Annotated in this window: 12 protein-coding genes and 1 riboswitch; of the genes, 1 reads left to right on the forward strand and 11 read right to left on the reverse strand. The window is 67.5% G+C overall.

What is annotated here, in order from left to right:
- Positions 1-30: 30 nt before the first annotated feature.
- The 7 genes from G539_RS0119195 to G539_RS0119225 form a co-directional block, all read right to left on the reverse strand.
- A complete protein-coding gene (locus tag G539_RS0119195; protein ID WP_029076628.1) occupies positions 31-975 on the reverse strand; it encodes an ABC transporter substrate-binding protein in 945 nt (314 codons plus the stop codon).
- A gap of 28 nt (positions 976-1003) precedes the next feature.
- Positions 1004-1801, reverse strand: a complete 798-nt coding sequence (locus tag G539_RS0119200; protein ID WP_245576907.1) for an ABC transporter permease — start codon at positions 1799-1801, stop codon at positions 1004-1006.
- Positions 1802-1862: 61 nt separating this feature from the next.
- Positions 1863-1968: riboswitch (TPP riboswitch) on the reverse strand.
- A gap of 51 nt (positions 1969-2019) precedes the next feature.
- Positions 2020-2937: a lipid kinase YegS gene (gene yegS, locus G539_RS0119205; RefSeq protein ID WP_029076630.1), complete on the reverse strand. Its 918-nt coding sequence runs from the start codon at positions 2935-2937 to the stop codon at positions 2020-2022.
- Between the two features lie 28 nt (positions 2938-2965).
- A complete protein-coding gene (locus G539_RS0119210) occupies positions 2966-4750 on the reverse strand; it encodes a hypothetical protein (RefSeq protein ID WP_029076631.1) in 1785 nt (594 codons plus the stop codon).
- A 52-nt stretch (positions 4751-4802) separates the two neighbouring features.
- Entirely contained in the window at positions 4803-6095 is a 1293-nt protein-coding gene (locus G539_RS0119215; RefSeq protein WP_029076632.1) for an adenylosuccinate synthase, read from the reverse strand.
- A gap of 152 nt (positions 6096-6247) precedes the next feature.
- Positions 6248-7903, reverse strand: coding sequence for a mucoidy inhibitor MuiA family protein (locus tag G539_RS0119220; protein ID WP_169516668.1), 1656 nt, complete (start codon positions 7901-7903; stop codon positions 6248-6250).
- Positions 7904-8023: 120 nt separating this feature from the next.
- On the reverse strand, positions 8024-8536 hold the full coding sequence (locus tag G539_RS0119225) for a ClbS/DfsB family four-helix bundle protein (protein WP_029076634.1): 513 nt from the start codon (positions 8534-8536) through the stop codon (positions 8024-8026).
- Between the two features lie 240 nt (positions 8537-8776).
- On the opposite strand from G539_RS0119225, the gene G539_RS0119230 reads away from it, so the two are divergent.
- Positions 8777-9706 (forward strand): DMT family transporter, encoded by a 930-nt coding sequence (locus G539_RS0119230; RefSeq protein ID WP_029076635.1) that lies wholly within the window; start codon positions 8777-8779, stop codon positions 9704-9706.
- A gap of 470 nt (positions 9707-10176) precedes the next feature.
- Here G539_RS0119230 and serA read toward each other — a convergent pair whose 3' ends face one another.
- The 4 genes from serA to glmM form a co-directional block, all read right to left on the reverse strand.
- Positions 10177-11763, reverse strand: coding sequence for a phosphoglycerate dehydrogenase (gene serA, locus G539_RS0119235; RefSeq protein ID WP_029076636.1), 1587 nt, complete (start codon positions 11761-11763; stop codon positions 10177-10179).
- Positions 11764-11960: 197 nt separating this feature from the next.
- Positions 11961-13133, reverse strand: a complete 1173-nt coding sequence (locus G539_RS0119240; RefSeq protein ID WP_029076637.1) for a phosphoserine transaminase — start codon at positions 13131-13133, stop codon at positions 11961-11963.
- Positions 13134-13287: 154 nt separating this feature from the next.
- Positions 13288-14079 carry an outer membrane protein gene (locus G539_RS0119245; RefSeq protein WP_029076638.1) on the reverse strand — a complete coding sequence of 264 codons (792 nt, stop codon included), beginning with the start codon at positions 14077-14079 and terminating at the stop codon, positions 13288-13290.
- 266 nt (positions 14080-14345) lie between these two features.
- Positions 14346-15689, reverse strand: coding sequence for a phosphoglucosamine mutase (gene glmM, locus G539_RS0119250; protein WP_029076639.1), 1344 nt, complete (start codon positions 15687-15689; stop codon positions 14346-14348).
- Between the last annotated feature and the right edge of the window lie 42 nt (positions 15690-15731).

Below are 15731 nucleotides of genomic sequence, written 5' to 3' on the forward strand. Positions count from 1 at the left end.
CGCGTGCGGATGGCCGGGTGTCCCGTTTCGTCAGCGCGGCGCGATCGCGTAGCTGTCGACCGGCGGAATCGTGTCGATCAGCCCCTTCTCCTTCATGAACGCCGCGAAGCGCTCGTAGCGGCCGACGTCGAGCGCGGCGGGCCGCTTGGCGAAGCGCGGCAGCGTGGCGCGGAAGGAATCGCGGTTCAGCTGGTCGTCGAGCTCGCGGTGCGACTTGACGAACACCTCCTGCGCCTCGTCCGGATGGTTGGTCAGGTAGATCGTCGCCTCCTCGACCGCGGCGAGGAAGCGCGGCAGGCGCGGATCGTCGCGCAGGGCGTTCCGCGTCACATAGATCAGCTCGTCATAGGCCGGGACGCCATGCTCCTCGAGGAAGAAGGCCTTGCCGGGCTTGCCCTCGAGGCGGAGGCTGATCAGCTCGACATTGCGGTAGCCGTCGATGATCGCGTCGACCTGGCCCGACATCAGCGAGGTCGACAGGTTGAAGTTGACGTTGACCATCTCGACGTCCTTCTCGCTCAGGCCGACCGAGGCGAGGACCGTGCCGATATAAGCGTTCTGCAGGCTGGCGACCGAATAGCCGATCTTCTTGCCCTTGAGGTCGGCGAGTTCCTTCACCGGCCCGTCCTGGAGGACGATCAGCGCGTTGAGCGGCGTCTCGATCAGCGTGCCGATCCGGGTCAGCGGCAAGCCTTGCTTCACCTGCAGCATCAGGTCGGGCTGGTAGGTGATGGCGATGTCGGCCTGGCCGGCGGCGACCAGCCGCGGCGGCGCGCTGGCATCGGCCGGCGCGATCATCTCGACATCGAGGCCATGCTTCGCGAAGATCCCCTTCTCCTGGGCGATCACCAGCGGCGCATGGTCGGGGTTGTAGAACCAGTCGAGCAGCAGGGTGAGCTTGTCGGCCGCCTGGGCCGGAGCGATCGAGAGGGCGGCTGCCAGGCCGAGGGCCGCCAGTCGCGTACCGAGTTTCATGGCTGCGTTTCCTTTGCAGTTTCTGGTTTCAGGAAAGGGTTTCCGGCGCCCAGGGGGCGATCCGGCGTGTGGCGAAATCGACGGCGGCGCGGACCAGCACGGCCATGGCGGCGAGCAGCACCAGCGCGGCGAACATGACGTCGGTCTGGGCGCGGCCATTCGCCATCAGCATGGCGTAGCCGAGGCCGGACGAGGCGCCGACCCACTCGCCGATCAGCGCGCCGACCGGCGCATAGACGGCGGCGACGCGGAGACCCGAGGCCAGCGCCGGCAGCGCATAGGGCACGCGGAGATAGAGGATTTCCTGCCAGCGCCGCGCCCGGTAGAGGCGGCCGAGATCGACGAGGCCGGCATCGGTTCGCGTCAGGCCATCGTGGAAGGCGGAGGCGACGGGAAAGAAGATGGCGATCGTCGCCATGACGATCTTCGAGCCGATGCCGAAGCCGAACCAGAGCACCAGGAGCGGTGCGATGGCAAAGACGGGAAAGGCCTGGGTGACGATCAGGAGCGGCATCAGGATGCGGCGGATCGCCGGGACGAACACCATCACCAGCGCCAGCGCGATGCCGGCGAGCGCGCCGGTGAACAGCCCGGCCACGGTCTCGATCAGGGTGGTGACGGCATCGCGCCGCCAGAGGTCCGGCCGCTCGACCAGCGCCCGCCAGACGCGCGAAGGCGGCGGCAGCATGAAGGGCGGCGGCGCGAAGATCAGGATCACCGCCTGCCAGACGGCGAGAACCGCCACGGCGACGACGAACGCCCGCACCAGGCCGTCCAGCCAAACTCTCCGTCGATCGGGCGTATCGAACTCTGCCCTTGCCACCATGGCGCAGCCGCTCCTCCGGACTACGGACGAGACATGCCTATGGCGTAGAACGAGGTGACGACTTGAACCAGCTTCCCGTCCCTTCGCCGGCATGACCCGGATCAGGTTCGAAGGGTTCGGCCCCTGGCCATCTCAGCTCGCGTCAGCGAACACCCCTCGGAATGGCGCGAGGATGGCCGAGGACGACCGCCGGGGCAAGAGCCCTGCGGACAGAGCAGCTATGCAGTGTGGAGAAGTGGCGTCGGCCCGAGATGGACGCGCAAGGCAGCCGGCCGACACGCGATGCGGAAAGCCCGCGCCTTCACCGGCTCGCCGTCGAGATTGACGGAAAGCTCCTCGTCCGACTCGAACTCGAACCAGGGCGAGCGCGCCGTCACCTGCAGGTTGGGAACCGCCGCCGCGCCCTGACGGAACAGCTGCGACACCGCGTCGAGGCGAGCCTCCCCGACGAGCTCCGGCAGGATCATCAGGTCGAGCGCGCCATCGTCGAGCCGCGCCTCGGGGCAGAGCACGATGCCGCCGCCCGCCTGGCGTCCATTGCCGATGGCGAGCGCCACGAAGCTGCCTTCCCAGTGGAAGCCCTCGCCGCGGATCCGGCCGTGGCTGGTGCCGAGCTCGCGGAAGCGCGCCACGCCCGTCACGACATAGGCGAGGCCGCCCAGCCGCCGCTTCAGTTCCGGATCGGTCTCGACGGTGACGCGCGATCCGAAGCCGCCCGACACCAGATTGACGAAGACGCGGCCGTTCAGCGTACCGATGTCGATCGCGCGGGCCGGCGTGGTGGTGACGAGGCGGAGGCAGGCGGCGAGATCGTCGACGGGCAGGCCGTTCGAGCGGGCGAAGTCATTGGCCGTACCGAGCGGCAGGATGCCGAAGCTGCAGGTATCCGGCGGACCGGCCGCCAGCGCCAGCGCGAACACCTCGTTGACGGTGCCATCGCCGCCACCGGCCACGATCGCATCGACCAGGCCCCGCCTGGCCTCGGCGACCGCCTCGGCGGCGAAGCGACCGGCATCGCCCGCCTCCCACGTCACCCGAACCGAGATCTCGTGGCCATCGGCGCGGACGGCGCGAACCGCGGCGCGGACGCGGGGCTCGCGCGCCGCCTTGCCATGCAGGATGAGCCTCAGCTTCATGGTCACCCTGCCTCGGCTTGAAACCGCGCTAGTTGTCGCCCCAGGCGGCCAATGCCTTCTCGAACACGCGCTGTCCGGGCGTTCCCTTCTCGAAGGTCAGGATGGCGCGCTGATCGTTGTTGTAGACGATCGGCAGGTCGATCCAGTTGCGCTCGCGCAGCAGCGCGACATTCTGGGCCATCGGCCGGGCGTCGTTGGTGAAGGCGATCCAGAAGAAGCCGTCGGCCACCTTCGCGGCCGCGCCGTCGAGCGGCTGGCCGCGCGATTCCTCGGTCGGCTTCATGACCAGCGCCGGCACCGACTTGACGCCGCCGCCGGCGAAGTCGGACGGCGTGTCGACGACGATCTCGACGAGATGGCTGGCCGGCAGCGCGCTGTCGTTGTTCTTGCGGATGTTCAGCGTCACCTTCATGCCCTTCTCGGGCACCTCCAGATTGGCCTGGATCTCCGGGCCGTTGGAGGAGTTCGGATTGAACTTCCAGGTGGCGGTCGCCGGCACGATCTTGACGCTCTGGCTGCCATCGGTCGGCTGCTCGTAGAGAATCGCCTTCTGCGCGACGAGCGAATCTTCCGCACCGGCGGTGGCCTGCGGCGGGGCGGTCTGTGGCGCCTCGGCGGGCGCCTCCGGAGCGCTGGCGGGACGCGTGCCCTCGGGCGCCACCACGCCGGCGAGCGGGTCCAGCTCCTGATCGCCAGGCGCGGGCTCGGCATCGACGGTACGCACGGCCTTTGGCGGCGTGTCGTCCGGCGCGCCGCCCAGGCGATCGGCATTCTTGGTGCTGGCCGGGGCCGGCTCGGGGTTCTCGCTGAGCGTCGGCTTCGGCCCGCTTTGCTCGGCGGAATCGATGAGGTCGCCGATCACGTCCTTGACGACGCTGCGCTGCGACCAGGCCAGCGCGGCAATGCCGCCGAGCAGCAGGCCGATCAGGATCAGCAGGATCAGCGTCGGCCAGCGCGACGACTTCTTGCGCTCGGAATAGGCGGGGCGTTCCGCGCCGCGGCCGCGATCCCGGCCGGCCTTGCGGGCCTTGCGGCCACGCGGCTCGTCGAGGTCGGCATCTCCAAGCGGATCGTCATGGAAAGGTTCCGCCGCCCAATCGGAATCGGACGACAGCCGGCGTCCCGCCTCGATATCGTCATCGAGATCGAAATGCGGCTCGTCGTGATCGCGCGACAGGCGCGGCTCGCGCCGGCCTCCCCCCTGCGGGGCGGAACGGTCATGGGCGAAATCGGACTTCGGCGTCGCCTGCGGCCATTGCGGCTGGATCGGCGGCGCCTGGCGCAGCGTTCTCGGCTCGGGCTCGACTTCCGGCCAGTCATGCTCCGGCTCGACCGGGTCGACGGGGCCCTCGTCGATCTCCTCGACAAGGGGCAGCTCCGGCTCGGCGCGAGGCGGCGCCGGCGGCGGCACGGGGCGAGCCGGCTCCGCCGCGCGCGGCGCGGGGCGCGGCGGCACGGGTTCAGCACGAGGTGGTTCGACCGCCTCGACGGGCTCTTCCGGCTCCGGCTCGGCGACGACCGGCGCGGGCTCCGGCTCGGGAGCGGCGGCCAGCGCCTCGGCCACGGCGGCCGCGGCGCTGACCCGGACCGGCGTCGCGCGGGCGGCACTCGCCTCGCGCTCCACCTTGCGGATCGCCTCTTCCAGTTCCAGGCGCTGGCGGGAGATCTCGGAGGTCGTCAGCGGGGGATCGATCGACTTCAACTGGGCGATCAGCGCGGTGCGCGCCTTGTCGTAAACCGAACGACGCGCGTCTCCGGAATCGGTCTCGAAGCCGGAAACCGCCTTTTTCAATACCGCGTAATAGTCGGTCATCGTCCCATTCTACTAACTGACACGTCCGAACCGGCGCCTGAGATCGGCAGCCTTAGTCCTGGAACGGATCCTGAACCAGAATTGTATCGTCGCGTTCCGGGCTGGTCGACAGGAGCGCGACCGGCGCGCCGATCAGCTCCTCGACGTGGCGAACATACTTCACGGCCTGTGCCGGCAGGTCGTTCCAGCTGCGAGCCCCGGCGGTGGAATCCTTCCATCCCTCCAGCGTCTCGTAGATCGGCTCGACCCGGGCCTGCGCCGCCTGCGAGGCCGGGAGATAATCGATCTCGCGGCCATCGAGCTTATATCCAACGCAAATCTTGATTTCTTCAAGGCCGTCGAGAACATCGAGCTTGGTCAGCGCGATGCCGGTGATGCCGGAGGTGCGAACCGTCTGGCGAACCAGCACGGCATCGAACCAGCCGCAACGACGCTTGCGGCCCGTTACCGTACCGAATTCGTGGCCGCGCGTACCGAGGAAATCGCCGACTTCGCCGGTCTGCTCGGTCGGGAACGGACCCTCGCCGACGCGGGTCGTGTAGGCCTTGGTGATGCCGAGCACGTAGCCGACGGCGCCCGGGCCCATGCCCGAACCGGTCGCGGCCTGGCCGGCGACGGTGTTGGACGAGGTGACGAACGGATAGGTGCCGTGGTCGATGTCGAGCAGGGCGCCCTGCGCGCCTTCGAACAGGATGCGCTTGCCGGCGCGGCGCTCGCGGTCGAGCAGCTGCCAGACCGAATCCATGAACGGCAGCACCTTGTCGGCGACCGAGGCGAGCTCCTCATAGAGCGAGTCGACAGAAATTTCGTCCTGACCGAGGCCGCGGCGCAGCGCGTTGTGGTGCGCCAGTAGGCGCTCGATCTTCTCGCGCAGCGCCGGCAGGTCGGCGAGGTCCATGACGCGGATGGCGCGACGGCCGACCTTGTCCTCATAGGCCGGGCCGATGCCGCGCTTGGTGGTGCCGATGCGGGTGCCGGAGGTGCTGTTCTCGCGGAACGCGTCGAGGTCGCGATGCAGCGACAGGATCAGCGCGGCGTTCTCGGCGATGCGGAGATTGTCGGGCCCGACCTTGACGCCCTGCGCCTCGAGCCGGCCGATCTCGGCGACGAGCGCATGCGGATCGACGACGACGCCGTTGCCGATGACGCCGAGCTTGCCCGGACGCACCACGCCCGACGGAAGCAGGCTGAGCTTGTAGGACACGCCGTCGATGACGAGCGTATGGCCGGCATTGTGACCGCCCTGGAAGCGCACGACGATGTCGGCGCGCTCGGAGAGCCAGTCGACGATCTTGCCCTTGCCTTCGTCGCCCCATTGCGATCCGACGACGACTACATTCGCCATTGAAACTACCCTTTTCGACGTGCTGCCACAGCTTATGCCGCGCGACCGGGCGCGCGATAGACCCCGTTGCCGGCGAACGACCGGCACAAGGCGCGCGGACTATATAGACTCCGTATCACCGGCGCGACCCCCCGCCGCCCCATCTTGCGGCGTCAATTCGCCCAGAAAACCTCCTGATCAGCGGGCCAGCTGATCGAGAAGGCGTTTTGGATCTCCTTCGTCTCGCCCGGCGCGTAGTCATAGCGCCAGGCGACGACGCCGCGGCGGCCGTCGACGGCGGTCTCGGTCGGCGGCGTCGCCACCGGCAGCGCCTCGATCGCGATCGCCTTCGCCTCGGCGACGGGCAGCTGGTCCAGCACGACGATCGCCATCGGACGCTTGTGCCGATTCTCGACCTTGATCAGATAGCGCCGCTCATCCGTCCGCTGCGACGAGATCAGGCCGCGCTCGCCGGTCTGCTGCTGCACGGTGGTGCGCGAAACCGCGACCTTGTCGTCGACGCCGAAGCCGAGCGTCACCTCGTCGTTCGGCGCGGTGAAGGGCAAAGCCACCGTCCCGGCGAAGGCGCCGTCGCGATAGAGCACGGCCTCGCCGCCGAGATAGGGCGCGCCGGAGGCGTTCTTGAACCGCGCCGTCAGGTAGGCGGTCTCGCTGATCGCCGGCGCGGCGCGCACCTCGAGCCGCGGCGTCACGCTCTCGCCGCCGATGCGAATCGAGCGCTGCCCCTCCCCCGAGGCGACGGTGACCGGATCCGTGATCCGGTACTCGGCGCGGAAATCGCCGAAATCGGCGACCGCCTCGGCCTGGCCGATGGCGTCATAGCCGCCGCCCTGGGCCTCGGCGTGAATTGGCGGCGCGGCCGCCGGCATCGGACGGACGACCGCCAGCGATTCGCGATCCTTCGCCTCGTAGCGCGGCACGAAGCGGACGATGCTCTCGAAGAGTTCCGGCGCCTGCGTGCCCTCGGCCGGGCGTGCGGTCGAGAGCACCAGCGCGACCTTGTTCCAGTCCTCGCCCGTCTCCTGATGCAGTTCCGCGCGACGAACCAGGTCGAGCTTCGGCGCGCCGCCCGCCTCGTCGAGCGAAAGCGACATATCATAGGCCGGCGTCCAGCCGGCGGCCTGGGTGCGGTAGCGCAAGGTCAGCCGCCCGCTGGTGGGCTGTTCGGCCGCGATCTCGACACGGGCGACCCGCTTCGGCAGCGGCGGCGGCAGCATGTCGAGCGCGCGCTGGCGACCGGCGATCGTCTTTTCGAGCGCCCGCTTCTCGATCATCACTCCGGCGCGCAGGCCGGCGATCTTCTCGCGCTCGGAACCAAGCCCCTCGGCGGTGCCGGCCCAATCGCCGACCGGCTTGCCGTCGGCAAAGCCCTTGGCGAGGCCCTGCGGCAGGCTCTCGGCCAACCCGTCGACGAACTTCACCCGAAGGTCGAGCGCGGCGAGCCGGTCGTCGAGGCCGCGCATCTGGTCGTTCAGCCCGTCGATCTCGGCCTCGATGCCATTGCGCACGGGATCGCTGTCGGGATCGGCGTCGCGCGGCTTCGTCTCGACCGAGCGAATGACGACGCCGCCCGCCGCCAGTCCCTCGACCCGGAGGCTGTCCTGCGCCATGTCGGCCGGCAGATCGTCCACCACCAGCACGCTGAGACCGGCCGGCACGGAGAAGCCCGCCTCGCGCTGGATCGCGGCGCTCTGCGGATGCACGGTCACGGCGGTGATCCGGCTCTCGATGGCGACGTCGCCGGCAAGGACCGGCGCCGTGGAAGCGGCGAGCACCGCAAGCGACAAAGCGAGGATCTTCATGGGCATGCTGACTTTCCACAAAGGATGGTACACGGCAGGCTGGCAGGCCAATGCCCGCATAGCGCGCGATTGTGGTATCCCCGCGCCACAATTGCGCTCGTCATGTGGAAAATGCGGCGAACCCGGTCACGCGACGCCGCTCGTCTTCTTCCACTTGCGTAGCCGGCCGCGCGCATTGGCATAGGGCGACGACGTGTTGAACTGGATCATCCGGCCCATCGTGTAGGTCTCGTACCAGGGCGCGCCATAGAGCGCCGCGTCGTCCTGCCGCTCGATCAGCGCCACGAGGCGATCCTTCGCCGTCGCGAAGCGCCGCAGGAGTTCCTCGAAGGGAAGATCCGCATAGTCGGCGTAGAATTTCCGCGCGAGGGCGCCGAGCTCGTTCCACTTGTAGCCGGTCTCGGGGAAATCGACCGGCTCGCCCGCATCCCGCCGGACATGCCATTTCAGCACCAGTTCGCCCCATCCGGTCAGATAGGCGACAAGGTCATGCACGCTCATGTGGCTGCCCTTGGCGTGGCCTTCGAGCGTCTTCTCACCCGTCCGCCCGGGCGGAACCGTGGCGAGCTCCTTCATCAGCTTGTCGAAGTTGGAGCCGATCGCATCGAGAAGCTCGCCCTTGCTAGCCGGTACGGCCATCTGATTCCCCCTGAGGCGCACAATAGATCCCCTCCCCCTTGCGGGGAGGGTTAGGGAGGGGGTACCGGCGCAGACCGTCCGGCGGCCCCCGGCACCGCATCAGATCCATGGTCGCAGACCGAGGCAGTACCCTCACCCCGCCCCTCCCCACAAGGGGGAGGGAGAATAGAGGCCCGCCCACCCCTTGGCAGCAGCGGTCCGACAGGGCTATCCAGACCTCTTGCTGTCCGAGGCCAGTCCATGTCGTTTCTCTCCGGGGCCTTCGCCTGGTTGTTCAACCGGCCCTATCTCCTGCTCGCGCTGACCTTCCTGTTCTGGGCGATCAACATCGTGCTCGGCCGCTATGTCGTCGGCTCGATCCCGCCGGTGGCACTGGCGCAGATCCGCTGGCTCGGCGCATCGCTGATCATCCTGCCCTTCGCCTGGCCGCACCTGAAGCGCGACTGGCCGGCGATTCGCGGCAGCCTCGGCATCATGCTGCTGCTCGCCGCCTCCGGCATCGGCGCCTATAACACCCTCGCCTATTACGGCCTGCAATATACCGAGGCGCTGAACGGGCTTCTGATGCAGTCGATCGCGCCGCTGGTCATCGGCGTCTGGTCGCTGATCCTGTTCAGGGACCGCATGTCGGCCGCGCAGATCACCGGCGTCTGCCTGTCGCTCTGCGGCGTCATCCTGATCGTCTGCCGCGGCGATCCGGCCGTGCTGCTGCACCTGACGCTCAATATCGGCGACATCATCATGCTGGTCGCGATCAGCTGCTACGGCTTCTATTCGGCGCTTCTGAAGAAGGGGCCGCGCATCCACTATCTGTCGATGCTCGGCTTCACCATTCCCGCCGGCGCGGCGATGATCCTGCCCTTCTTCGCGTGGGAGATCGCTTCCGGCCAGGTGATGCACGCGACGCCGCTCACCTTCGCCGTGCTCGCCTATGTCGTCGTGATCCCCTCGGTCGTCGCCTACATGTTCTTCAATCGCGGCGTCGCGCTGATCGGGCCGAACCGCGCCGGACCGTTCTTCCACCTGCTGCCGGTGTTCGGTTCAGCGATCGCCATCGTCTTCCTCGGCGAACAGCCACGCTGGTTCCACGGCGCCGGCTATGCGCTGATCCTCGGCGGCATCGCCATCGCGCAACTGAGCCTGGCCCGCATTCGCGCCTTCGGGCGGTAGCCCGTACGGGCCTGCCAGACACCGAATTCCATCATCCTGAGTGTCTGGCCCGAAATGCAGGGGACACTCTACTTTCACCTCTCCCTGAGGGAGAGGTCGACGGCCGAAGGCCGGCGGGTGAGGGTTTACGGCCTCACCGGATGGTTTCCTAAACCCTCACCCGGAGCTTCGCTCCGACCTCTCCCTCAGGGAGAGGTGAAGGGAAGGCGGCGTGGCGGGCCTTGTCCAATTACGGGCCAGACACTGAGGAGGCTTTCGCAGAAAGCCGTCTCGAAGGACGCAGGACGGTACTGCAGCGAGAATGCGCGGTTCTGCCTTGTGCGTGCTTCGAGACGGCCCTGCGGGCCTCCTCAGCATGTTGAGGGTGGTGTCCATCCATGCGCACCAACCATCAGCCACAACAGGACCAAAACAAAAAAGAGGCGACGGTTGCCCGTCGCCCCTCTTCGATCCGGTGCTGAGACCTTGTCTCAGAAGGTCAGGCGCTTGGCCTGGACGACACCCTCGAGCGCGCTGACGCGGTCGAGCACGCTGTCCGAGATCGCCTCGTCGACACCGATCAGCGCGATCGCGTCCTCGCCCGGCGCCTTGCGGCCCAGGTTGAAGGTGGCGATGTTGATGCCCTCGCCGCCGAGCAGGCTGGCGAAGCGGCCGATGAAGCCCGGCTTGTCCTTGTTGGTGACGTAGAGCATGTGGGGGCCGAGCTCGGCCTCCATGTTGATGCCCTTGATCTGGATGATCCGCGGGTTGACGTCGCCGAACACGGTGCCGGCGACCGAACGCTCCTGCCGCTCGGTCGTGACCGTCAGGCGGATGTAGTTCTCGTAGGCGCCCTGCTGCTCGCGGCGGACTTCCTCGACGGCGATGCCGCGCTCCTTGGCGATCGCCGGCGCCGAGACCATGTTGACGGTCTGCAGCTGCGGGCGCAGCACGGCGGCCAGCGCCGCGGCGGTCAGCGCGCGGACGTTCATCTCCGCGACCTCGCCCTCATATTCGAGCTTGATCGCCTTGATGCCGGTCTCGGTGAGCTGGCCGGCGAAGGAGCCGAGCTGCTCGGCGAGCTTGACGAACGGCGTCAGGCGCGGCGCTTCCTCGGCGGTGATCGACGGCATGTTCAAGGCGTTGGAGACAGCGCCCTTGACCAGATAGTCGGCCATCTGCTCGGCGACCTGCAGCGCGACGTTCTCCTGCGCTTCCGTGGTCGAGGCGCCGAGATGCGGCGTCGCGACGACGTTCGGCAGGCCAAACAGCACGTTCTCGGTCGCCGGCTCTTCCTCGAACACGTCGAAGCCTGCACCGGCGACCTTGCCGGACTTCAGCGCCTCGGCGAGGTCCTTCTCGACGACCAGGCCGCCGCGCGCGCAATTGATGATGCGGACGCCGTCCTTCATCTTCTCGATCGCCTTGGCGTCGATGATGCCGCGGGTCTTGTCGATCAGCGGCGTGTGCAGGGTGATGAAGTCGGCGCGGCGGAACAGCTCGTCGAGGTCGACCTTCTCGACGCCGAGATCGATCGCCCGCTCCGGCGACAGGAACGGATCGAAGGCGATGACGCGCATCCGGAGGCCGACGCCGCGCTCGGCGACGATCGAACCGATATTGCCGCAGCCGATGATGCCGAGCGTCTTGCCCGTCACCTCGACGCCCATGAAGCGGTTCTTCTCCCACTTGCCGGCCTGGGTCGAGGCATTCGCCTCGGGGATCTGGCGGGCGGTCGCGAAGATCATCGCGATCGCATGCTCGGCGGTGGTGATCGAGTTGCCGAAGGGTGTGTTCATCACGATGATGCCCTTCGCCGTCGCGGCCGGAATGTCGACATTGTCGACGCCGATGCCGGCGCGGCCGATGACGCGGAGATTTTTCGCCGCGGCGATGACCTTCTCGGTCACCTTGGTGTTGGAGCGGATGGCGAGACCATCATAATTGCCGATGATCTCGAGCAGCTTCTCCTTGTCCTTGCCGAGATCCGGCAGGTAGTCGACCTCGACGCCACGATCCTTGAAGATCTGGACGGCGGTCTTGGAGAGCTTGTCGGAAATGAGAACGCGCGGTGCCATGTGCTTTGTGTCCCTGGTTACCTAGCGCCGTCGTCATCCCGGACGAAGCGAAGCGTAGATCCGGGATCCATGCAGCCGAAGCCTGGGGCCGTATGGATCCCCGCTTTCGCGGGGATGACGCCTGAGGGCGTGCGGACGCTGGTATGAAACTGGAATATCGAGCGAACGGGCGGGGCCGAGGCCCCGCCGGCTGAAACTCAGGCGGCCTGGAGGGCGGCCTTCTGCGACGCGAAGGCCCAGTCGAGCCATTCGGTCAGGATCGCGAGGTCGGACGCCTCGATGGTCGCGCCGGTCCAGATGCGAAGGCCCGCCGGGGCGTCGCGATAGGAGCCGATGTCATAGGCGACGCCGGCCTTGTCGAGGGCCGAGACGATCGCCTTGGCGAAGGCCGCCTGGGCCGCGTCGTCGAGCGCCTTGATCGCCGGGTCGGTGATGACGAGACAGACCGAGGTGTTGGAGCGGGTGTTCTCGACCACCGGCAGGAAATCGATCCAGTCGGTCTTGGCGACCCAGTCGGCCAGCACCTTCAGATTGGCGTCGGCGCGGGCCGTCAGGCCCTTCCAGCCGCCGAGCGACTGCGCCCAGCCGAGCGCGTCGAGATAGTCCTCGACCGCCATCATCGACGGGGTGTTGATCGTCTCGCCGACGAAGATGCCGTCGATCAGCTTGCCGCCCTTGGTCATGCGGAAGATCTTGGGCAGCGGCCATGAAGGCTTGTAGGTCTCGAGACGCTCGACGGCGCGGGGCGACAGGATCAGCATGCCGTGGGCGCCCTCGCCGCCGAGCACCTTCTGCCAGGAGAAGGTGACGACATCGAGCTTGTCCCAGGCGAGATCCTGAGCGAAGGCGGCCGAGGTGGCGTCGCAGATCGTCAGGCCGGCGCGGTCGGCGGCGATCCAGTCGCCGTTCGGAACGCGGACGCCGGAGGTGGTGCCGTTCCAGGTGAAGACGACGTCGCGGTCGAAATCGACCTTGGCGAGGTCCGGCAGCTGGCCGTAATCGGCCTTGAAGGTGCGGACGTCTTCGAGCTTCAGCTGCTTGACGACGTCGGTGACCCAGCCCTCGCCGAACGACTCCCAGGCCAGCATGTCGACGCCGCGGGCGCCGAGCATCGACCACAGAACCATCTCGACCGCACCGGTATCCGAGGCCGGAACGATGCCGATGCGGTAATCCGCCGGCACGCCGAGAACCTCGCGCGTCAGGTCGATGGCCTTCTGGAGCTTCTGCTTGCCGATCTTGGCCCGGTGGGATCGGCCGAGAGCCGCATCCTTGAGCGCTTCGAAGGTCCAACCAGGACGCTTGGCGCAGGGGCCGGAAGAATAGTTAGCGTTCACCGGCCGGCGGCCGGGCGTGGCGAGATCTGCCATAGTCTATCCTCTCAGATAGTAGCCCCTCGTTGGGGAGGGGTGTCCCGCCGACGCGTTTACGCCTCGGCCGGAGCGAATGCAAGAGAGGTCGACACGGAAATGGAAAGGCGCGCCGCGTTGCCGCGGCGCGCCCCGGAATTCGGACCAGGCCCGATCAGTTGAACAGGTAGCGGATGCCGAAGTTCACGTCGTGCGAGGTGATGTCCTTGAACTTGAAGCCGTCGTTCGGACGCGAATGGGACGGATCGACGTTGTAGGCCGTGTCGGTGGTCGCGTTGCCGAGGTCGACATAGGAGTAGCCGAGATCGAAGATCAGGTTCTCGGTGACGCGGAAACCGAGGCCGGCATGCAGCGCCCAGGCGAAATTCCACTGCGAATCGGACCCGGCATAGCCGCCCGCGTTCAACTCGGTGTTCACGTCGCGGAAGCCCGAGATGGTGTTGCGCGACGTGCCAATGCCGGCGCCGACATAGGGGGTGATGCCCTTGTAGGTGCCGAGGTCGACATAGCCGTTGGCGAGGAACAGCCACTCCGACTTGCGGGCGGTGTAGTCGTCGCTGAAGAATTCCGGCAGGTCGGGATTGTTCAGGTTGTGCACGCGCTGCGAAGCGTAGAAATCGGCCTTGCCGCGATACTGGCCGGTCAGGTCGGCGCGGAACCAGTCGTTGAACTGGTAGCCGGCGCCGAGGCTGAAGGTCGGGGCGGAGGAGAAATCGCCCTCGTTCATCCAGTCGGTGACGTAATTCGACTCGTTGAAATACTTGTATTCGAGATCGCCGAGGCGCTGGTTGCTCATGCCGATGGCGCCGCGCAGATACCAGCCGCCGGTGGCCAGCGGAACCGGCTCGACATAGGGCTCTAGATCCGCCGCGACGGCCGTGCCGGTCAGCCCGCCGGCGCTCAGCCCGGCCGCGATCGCGATTGCCAAGATCCGCGAAGTGCTCATTCAGAACCCTCTCAAAGGTCGGACCGCGACAAGGCGCAATCCCGAAAACGCTCATGGGGCGTTTCTCAACCGGGACCCTTTAACATCGGATTAACTACAACCTTTAACCACGATGTTTCCTCCGTAAGGGAGCCTTAGGCATAGATCGCGTGGCGCAATCGCCACACAGGTCCCACGCACAGATACGAAAAAGGCGCCGCGCAGGAGCTGCGCGACGCCTGGTTCGGAACGGGGAACGGGACCCGGACGGGTCGACGCGCGGGACGTCAGGCGACCTCTTTCAGCGCGCCGATGATGTCGTCGACCACCGCCTCGACCAAGGCATGATCGTCGCCCTCCGCCATGACGCGGATCAGCGGCTCGGTGCCGGAGGGACGGATCACCACGCGGCCGGTGCGGCCGAGCCGCGCCTCACCCTCGGCGATCGCCGCCTGCACGCTCGCGACCTCGAGCGGCTTGCCGCCGCCGAAGCGGATGTTCTTCAGGATCTGCGGCACCGGCTCGAAGCGGCGGCACACCTCGCTGACCGGCTTGCCGGTCTTGCGCACCACGGCCAGGATCTGCAGCGCCGAGACGAGGCCGTCGCCCGTGGTCGAGAAGTCCGACAGGATCAGGTGGCCCGACTGCTCGCCGCCGACATTGAAGCCGTGGTTGCGCATGTGCTCGACGACGTAGCGGTCGCCGACCTTGGTGCGCGCCAGCGACAGGCCGAGCGAGCCGAGATAGCGCTCGAGGCCGAGATTGGACATGATCGTCGCGACGATGCCGGGCTGCGACAGCAGGCCGTCCTCGGCCCAGGACTGCGCCACAACGGCCATCAGCTGGTCGCCATCGACGACCTCGCCATTCTCGTCGACGATGATGACGCGGTCGGCGTCGCCGTCGAGGGCGATGCCGATATCGGCGCGGACCTCGTGCACCTTCTTGCGCAGCGCGTCGGTCGCCGTCGAGCCGACATCGAGGTTGATGTTGAAGCCGTTCGGCTTGTCGCCGATCGTGATCACTTCGGCGCCGAGTTCCCAGAGAACCTCGGGCGCGACCTTGTAGGCGGCGCCATTGGCGCTGTCGATGACGATGCGCAGGCCCGCGAGATCGAGCGTCTTCGGCAGCGTGCGCTTGGCGAACTCGACATAGCGCTCCTGCGCGCCGTCGATACGCTTGGCGCGGCCGAGATCGGCCGAGGCGGCGAGCCGGCCCGACAGGTCCTCCTCGATCAGCGCCTCGATGCTGGCCTCGGTCTCGTCGGAGAGTTTGTAGCCGTCGGGGCCGAACAGCTTGATGCCGTTGTCCTCATACGGGTTGTGCGAGGCGGAGATCATGACGCCGAGATCGGCGCGCAGCGAACGCGTCAGCATGGCGACGGCGGGCGTCGGCATCGGGCCGAGCAGGAACACGTCCATGCCGGCCGCGGTGAAGCCGGCGGTCAGCGCCGGCTCGATCATGTAGCCGGAAAGGCGCGTGTCCTTGCCGATCACCACGCGGTGCCGATGGCCGCCGTTCCGGAAAGCCAGCCCCGCGGCGATCCCGACCTGCAACGCGAGTTGCGGCGTGATCGGAAAGGCGTTGGCCTTGCCGCGGATGCCATCCGTGCCGAAGAATTTGCGTACCATGCGTCGTCGTTTCCCAAGGCGCGACCCGAAAGCTGGAGATTT

This window comes from Kaistia adipata DSM 17808, assembly GCF_000423225.1.
In the GTDB taxonomy this organism is placed as follows: Bacteria; Pseudomonadota; Alphaproteobacteria; order Rhizobiales; family Kaistiaceae; genus Kaistia; species Kaistia adipata.

Coding starts and splice junctions, on each gene's coding strand:
- G539_RS0119195 (WP_029076628.1), bottom strand. CDS start 975: ATGAAACTCGGTACGCGACTGGCGGCCCTCGGCCTGGCAGCCGCCCTC.
- G539_RS0119200 (WP_245576907.1), bottom strand. CDS start 1,801: ATGGTGGCAAGGGCAGAGTTCGATACGCCCGATCGACGGAGAGTTTGG.
- yegS (WP_029076630.1), bottom strand. CDS start 2,937: ATGAAGCTGAGGCTCATCCTGCATGGCAAGGCGGCGCGCGAGCCCCGC.
- G539_RS0119210 (WP_029076631.1), bottom strand. CDS start 4,750: ATGACCGACTATTACGCGGTATTGAAAAAGGCGGTTTCCGGCTTCGAG.
- G539_RS0119215 (WP_029076632.1), bottom strand. CDS start 6,095: ATGGCGAATGTAGTCGTCGTCGGATCGCAATGGGGCGACGAAGGCAAG.
- G539_RS0119220 (WP_169516668.1), bottom strand. CDS start 7,903: ATGCCCATGAAGATCCTCGCTTTGTCGCTTGCGGTGCTCGCCGCTTCC.
- G539_RS0119225 (WP_029076634.1), bottom strand. CDS start 8,536: ATGGCCGTACCGGCTAGCAAGGGCGAGCTTCTCGATGCGATCGGCTCC.
- G539_RS0119230 (WP_029076635.1), top strand. CDS start 8,777: ATGTCGTTTCTCTCCGGGGCCTTCGCCTGGTTGTTCAACCGGCCCTAT.
- serA (WP_029076636.1), bottom strand. CDS start 11,763: ATGGCACCGCGCGTTCTCATTTCCGACAAGCTCTCCAAGACCGCCGTC.
- G539_RS0119240 (WP_029076637.1), bottom strand. CDS start 13,133: ATGGCAGATCTCGCCACGCCCGGCCGCCGGCCGGTGAACGCTAACTAT.
- G539_RS0119245 (WP_029076638.1), bottom strand. CDS start 14,079: ATGAGCACTTCGCGGATCTTGGCAATCGCGATCGCGGCCGGGCTGAGC.
- glmM (WP_029076639.1), bottom strand. CDS start 15,689: ATGGTACGCAAATTCTTCGGCACGGATGGCATCCGCGGCAAGGCCAAC.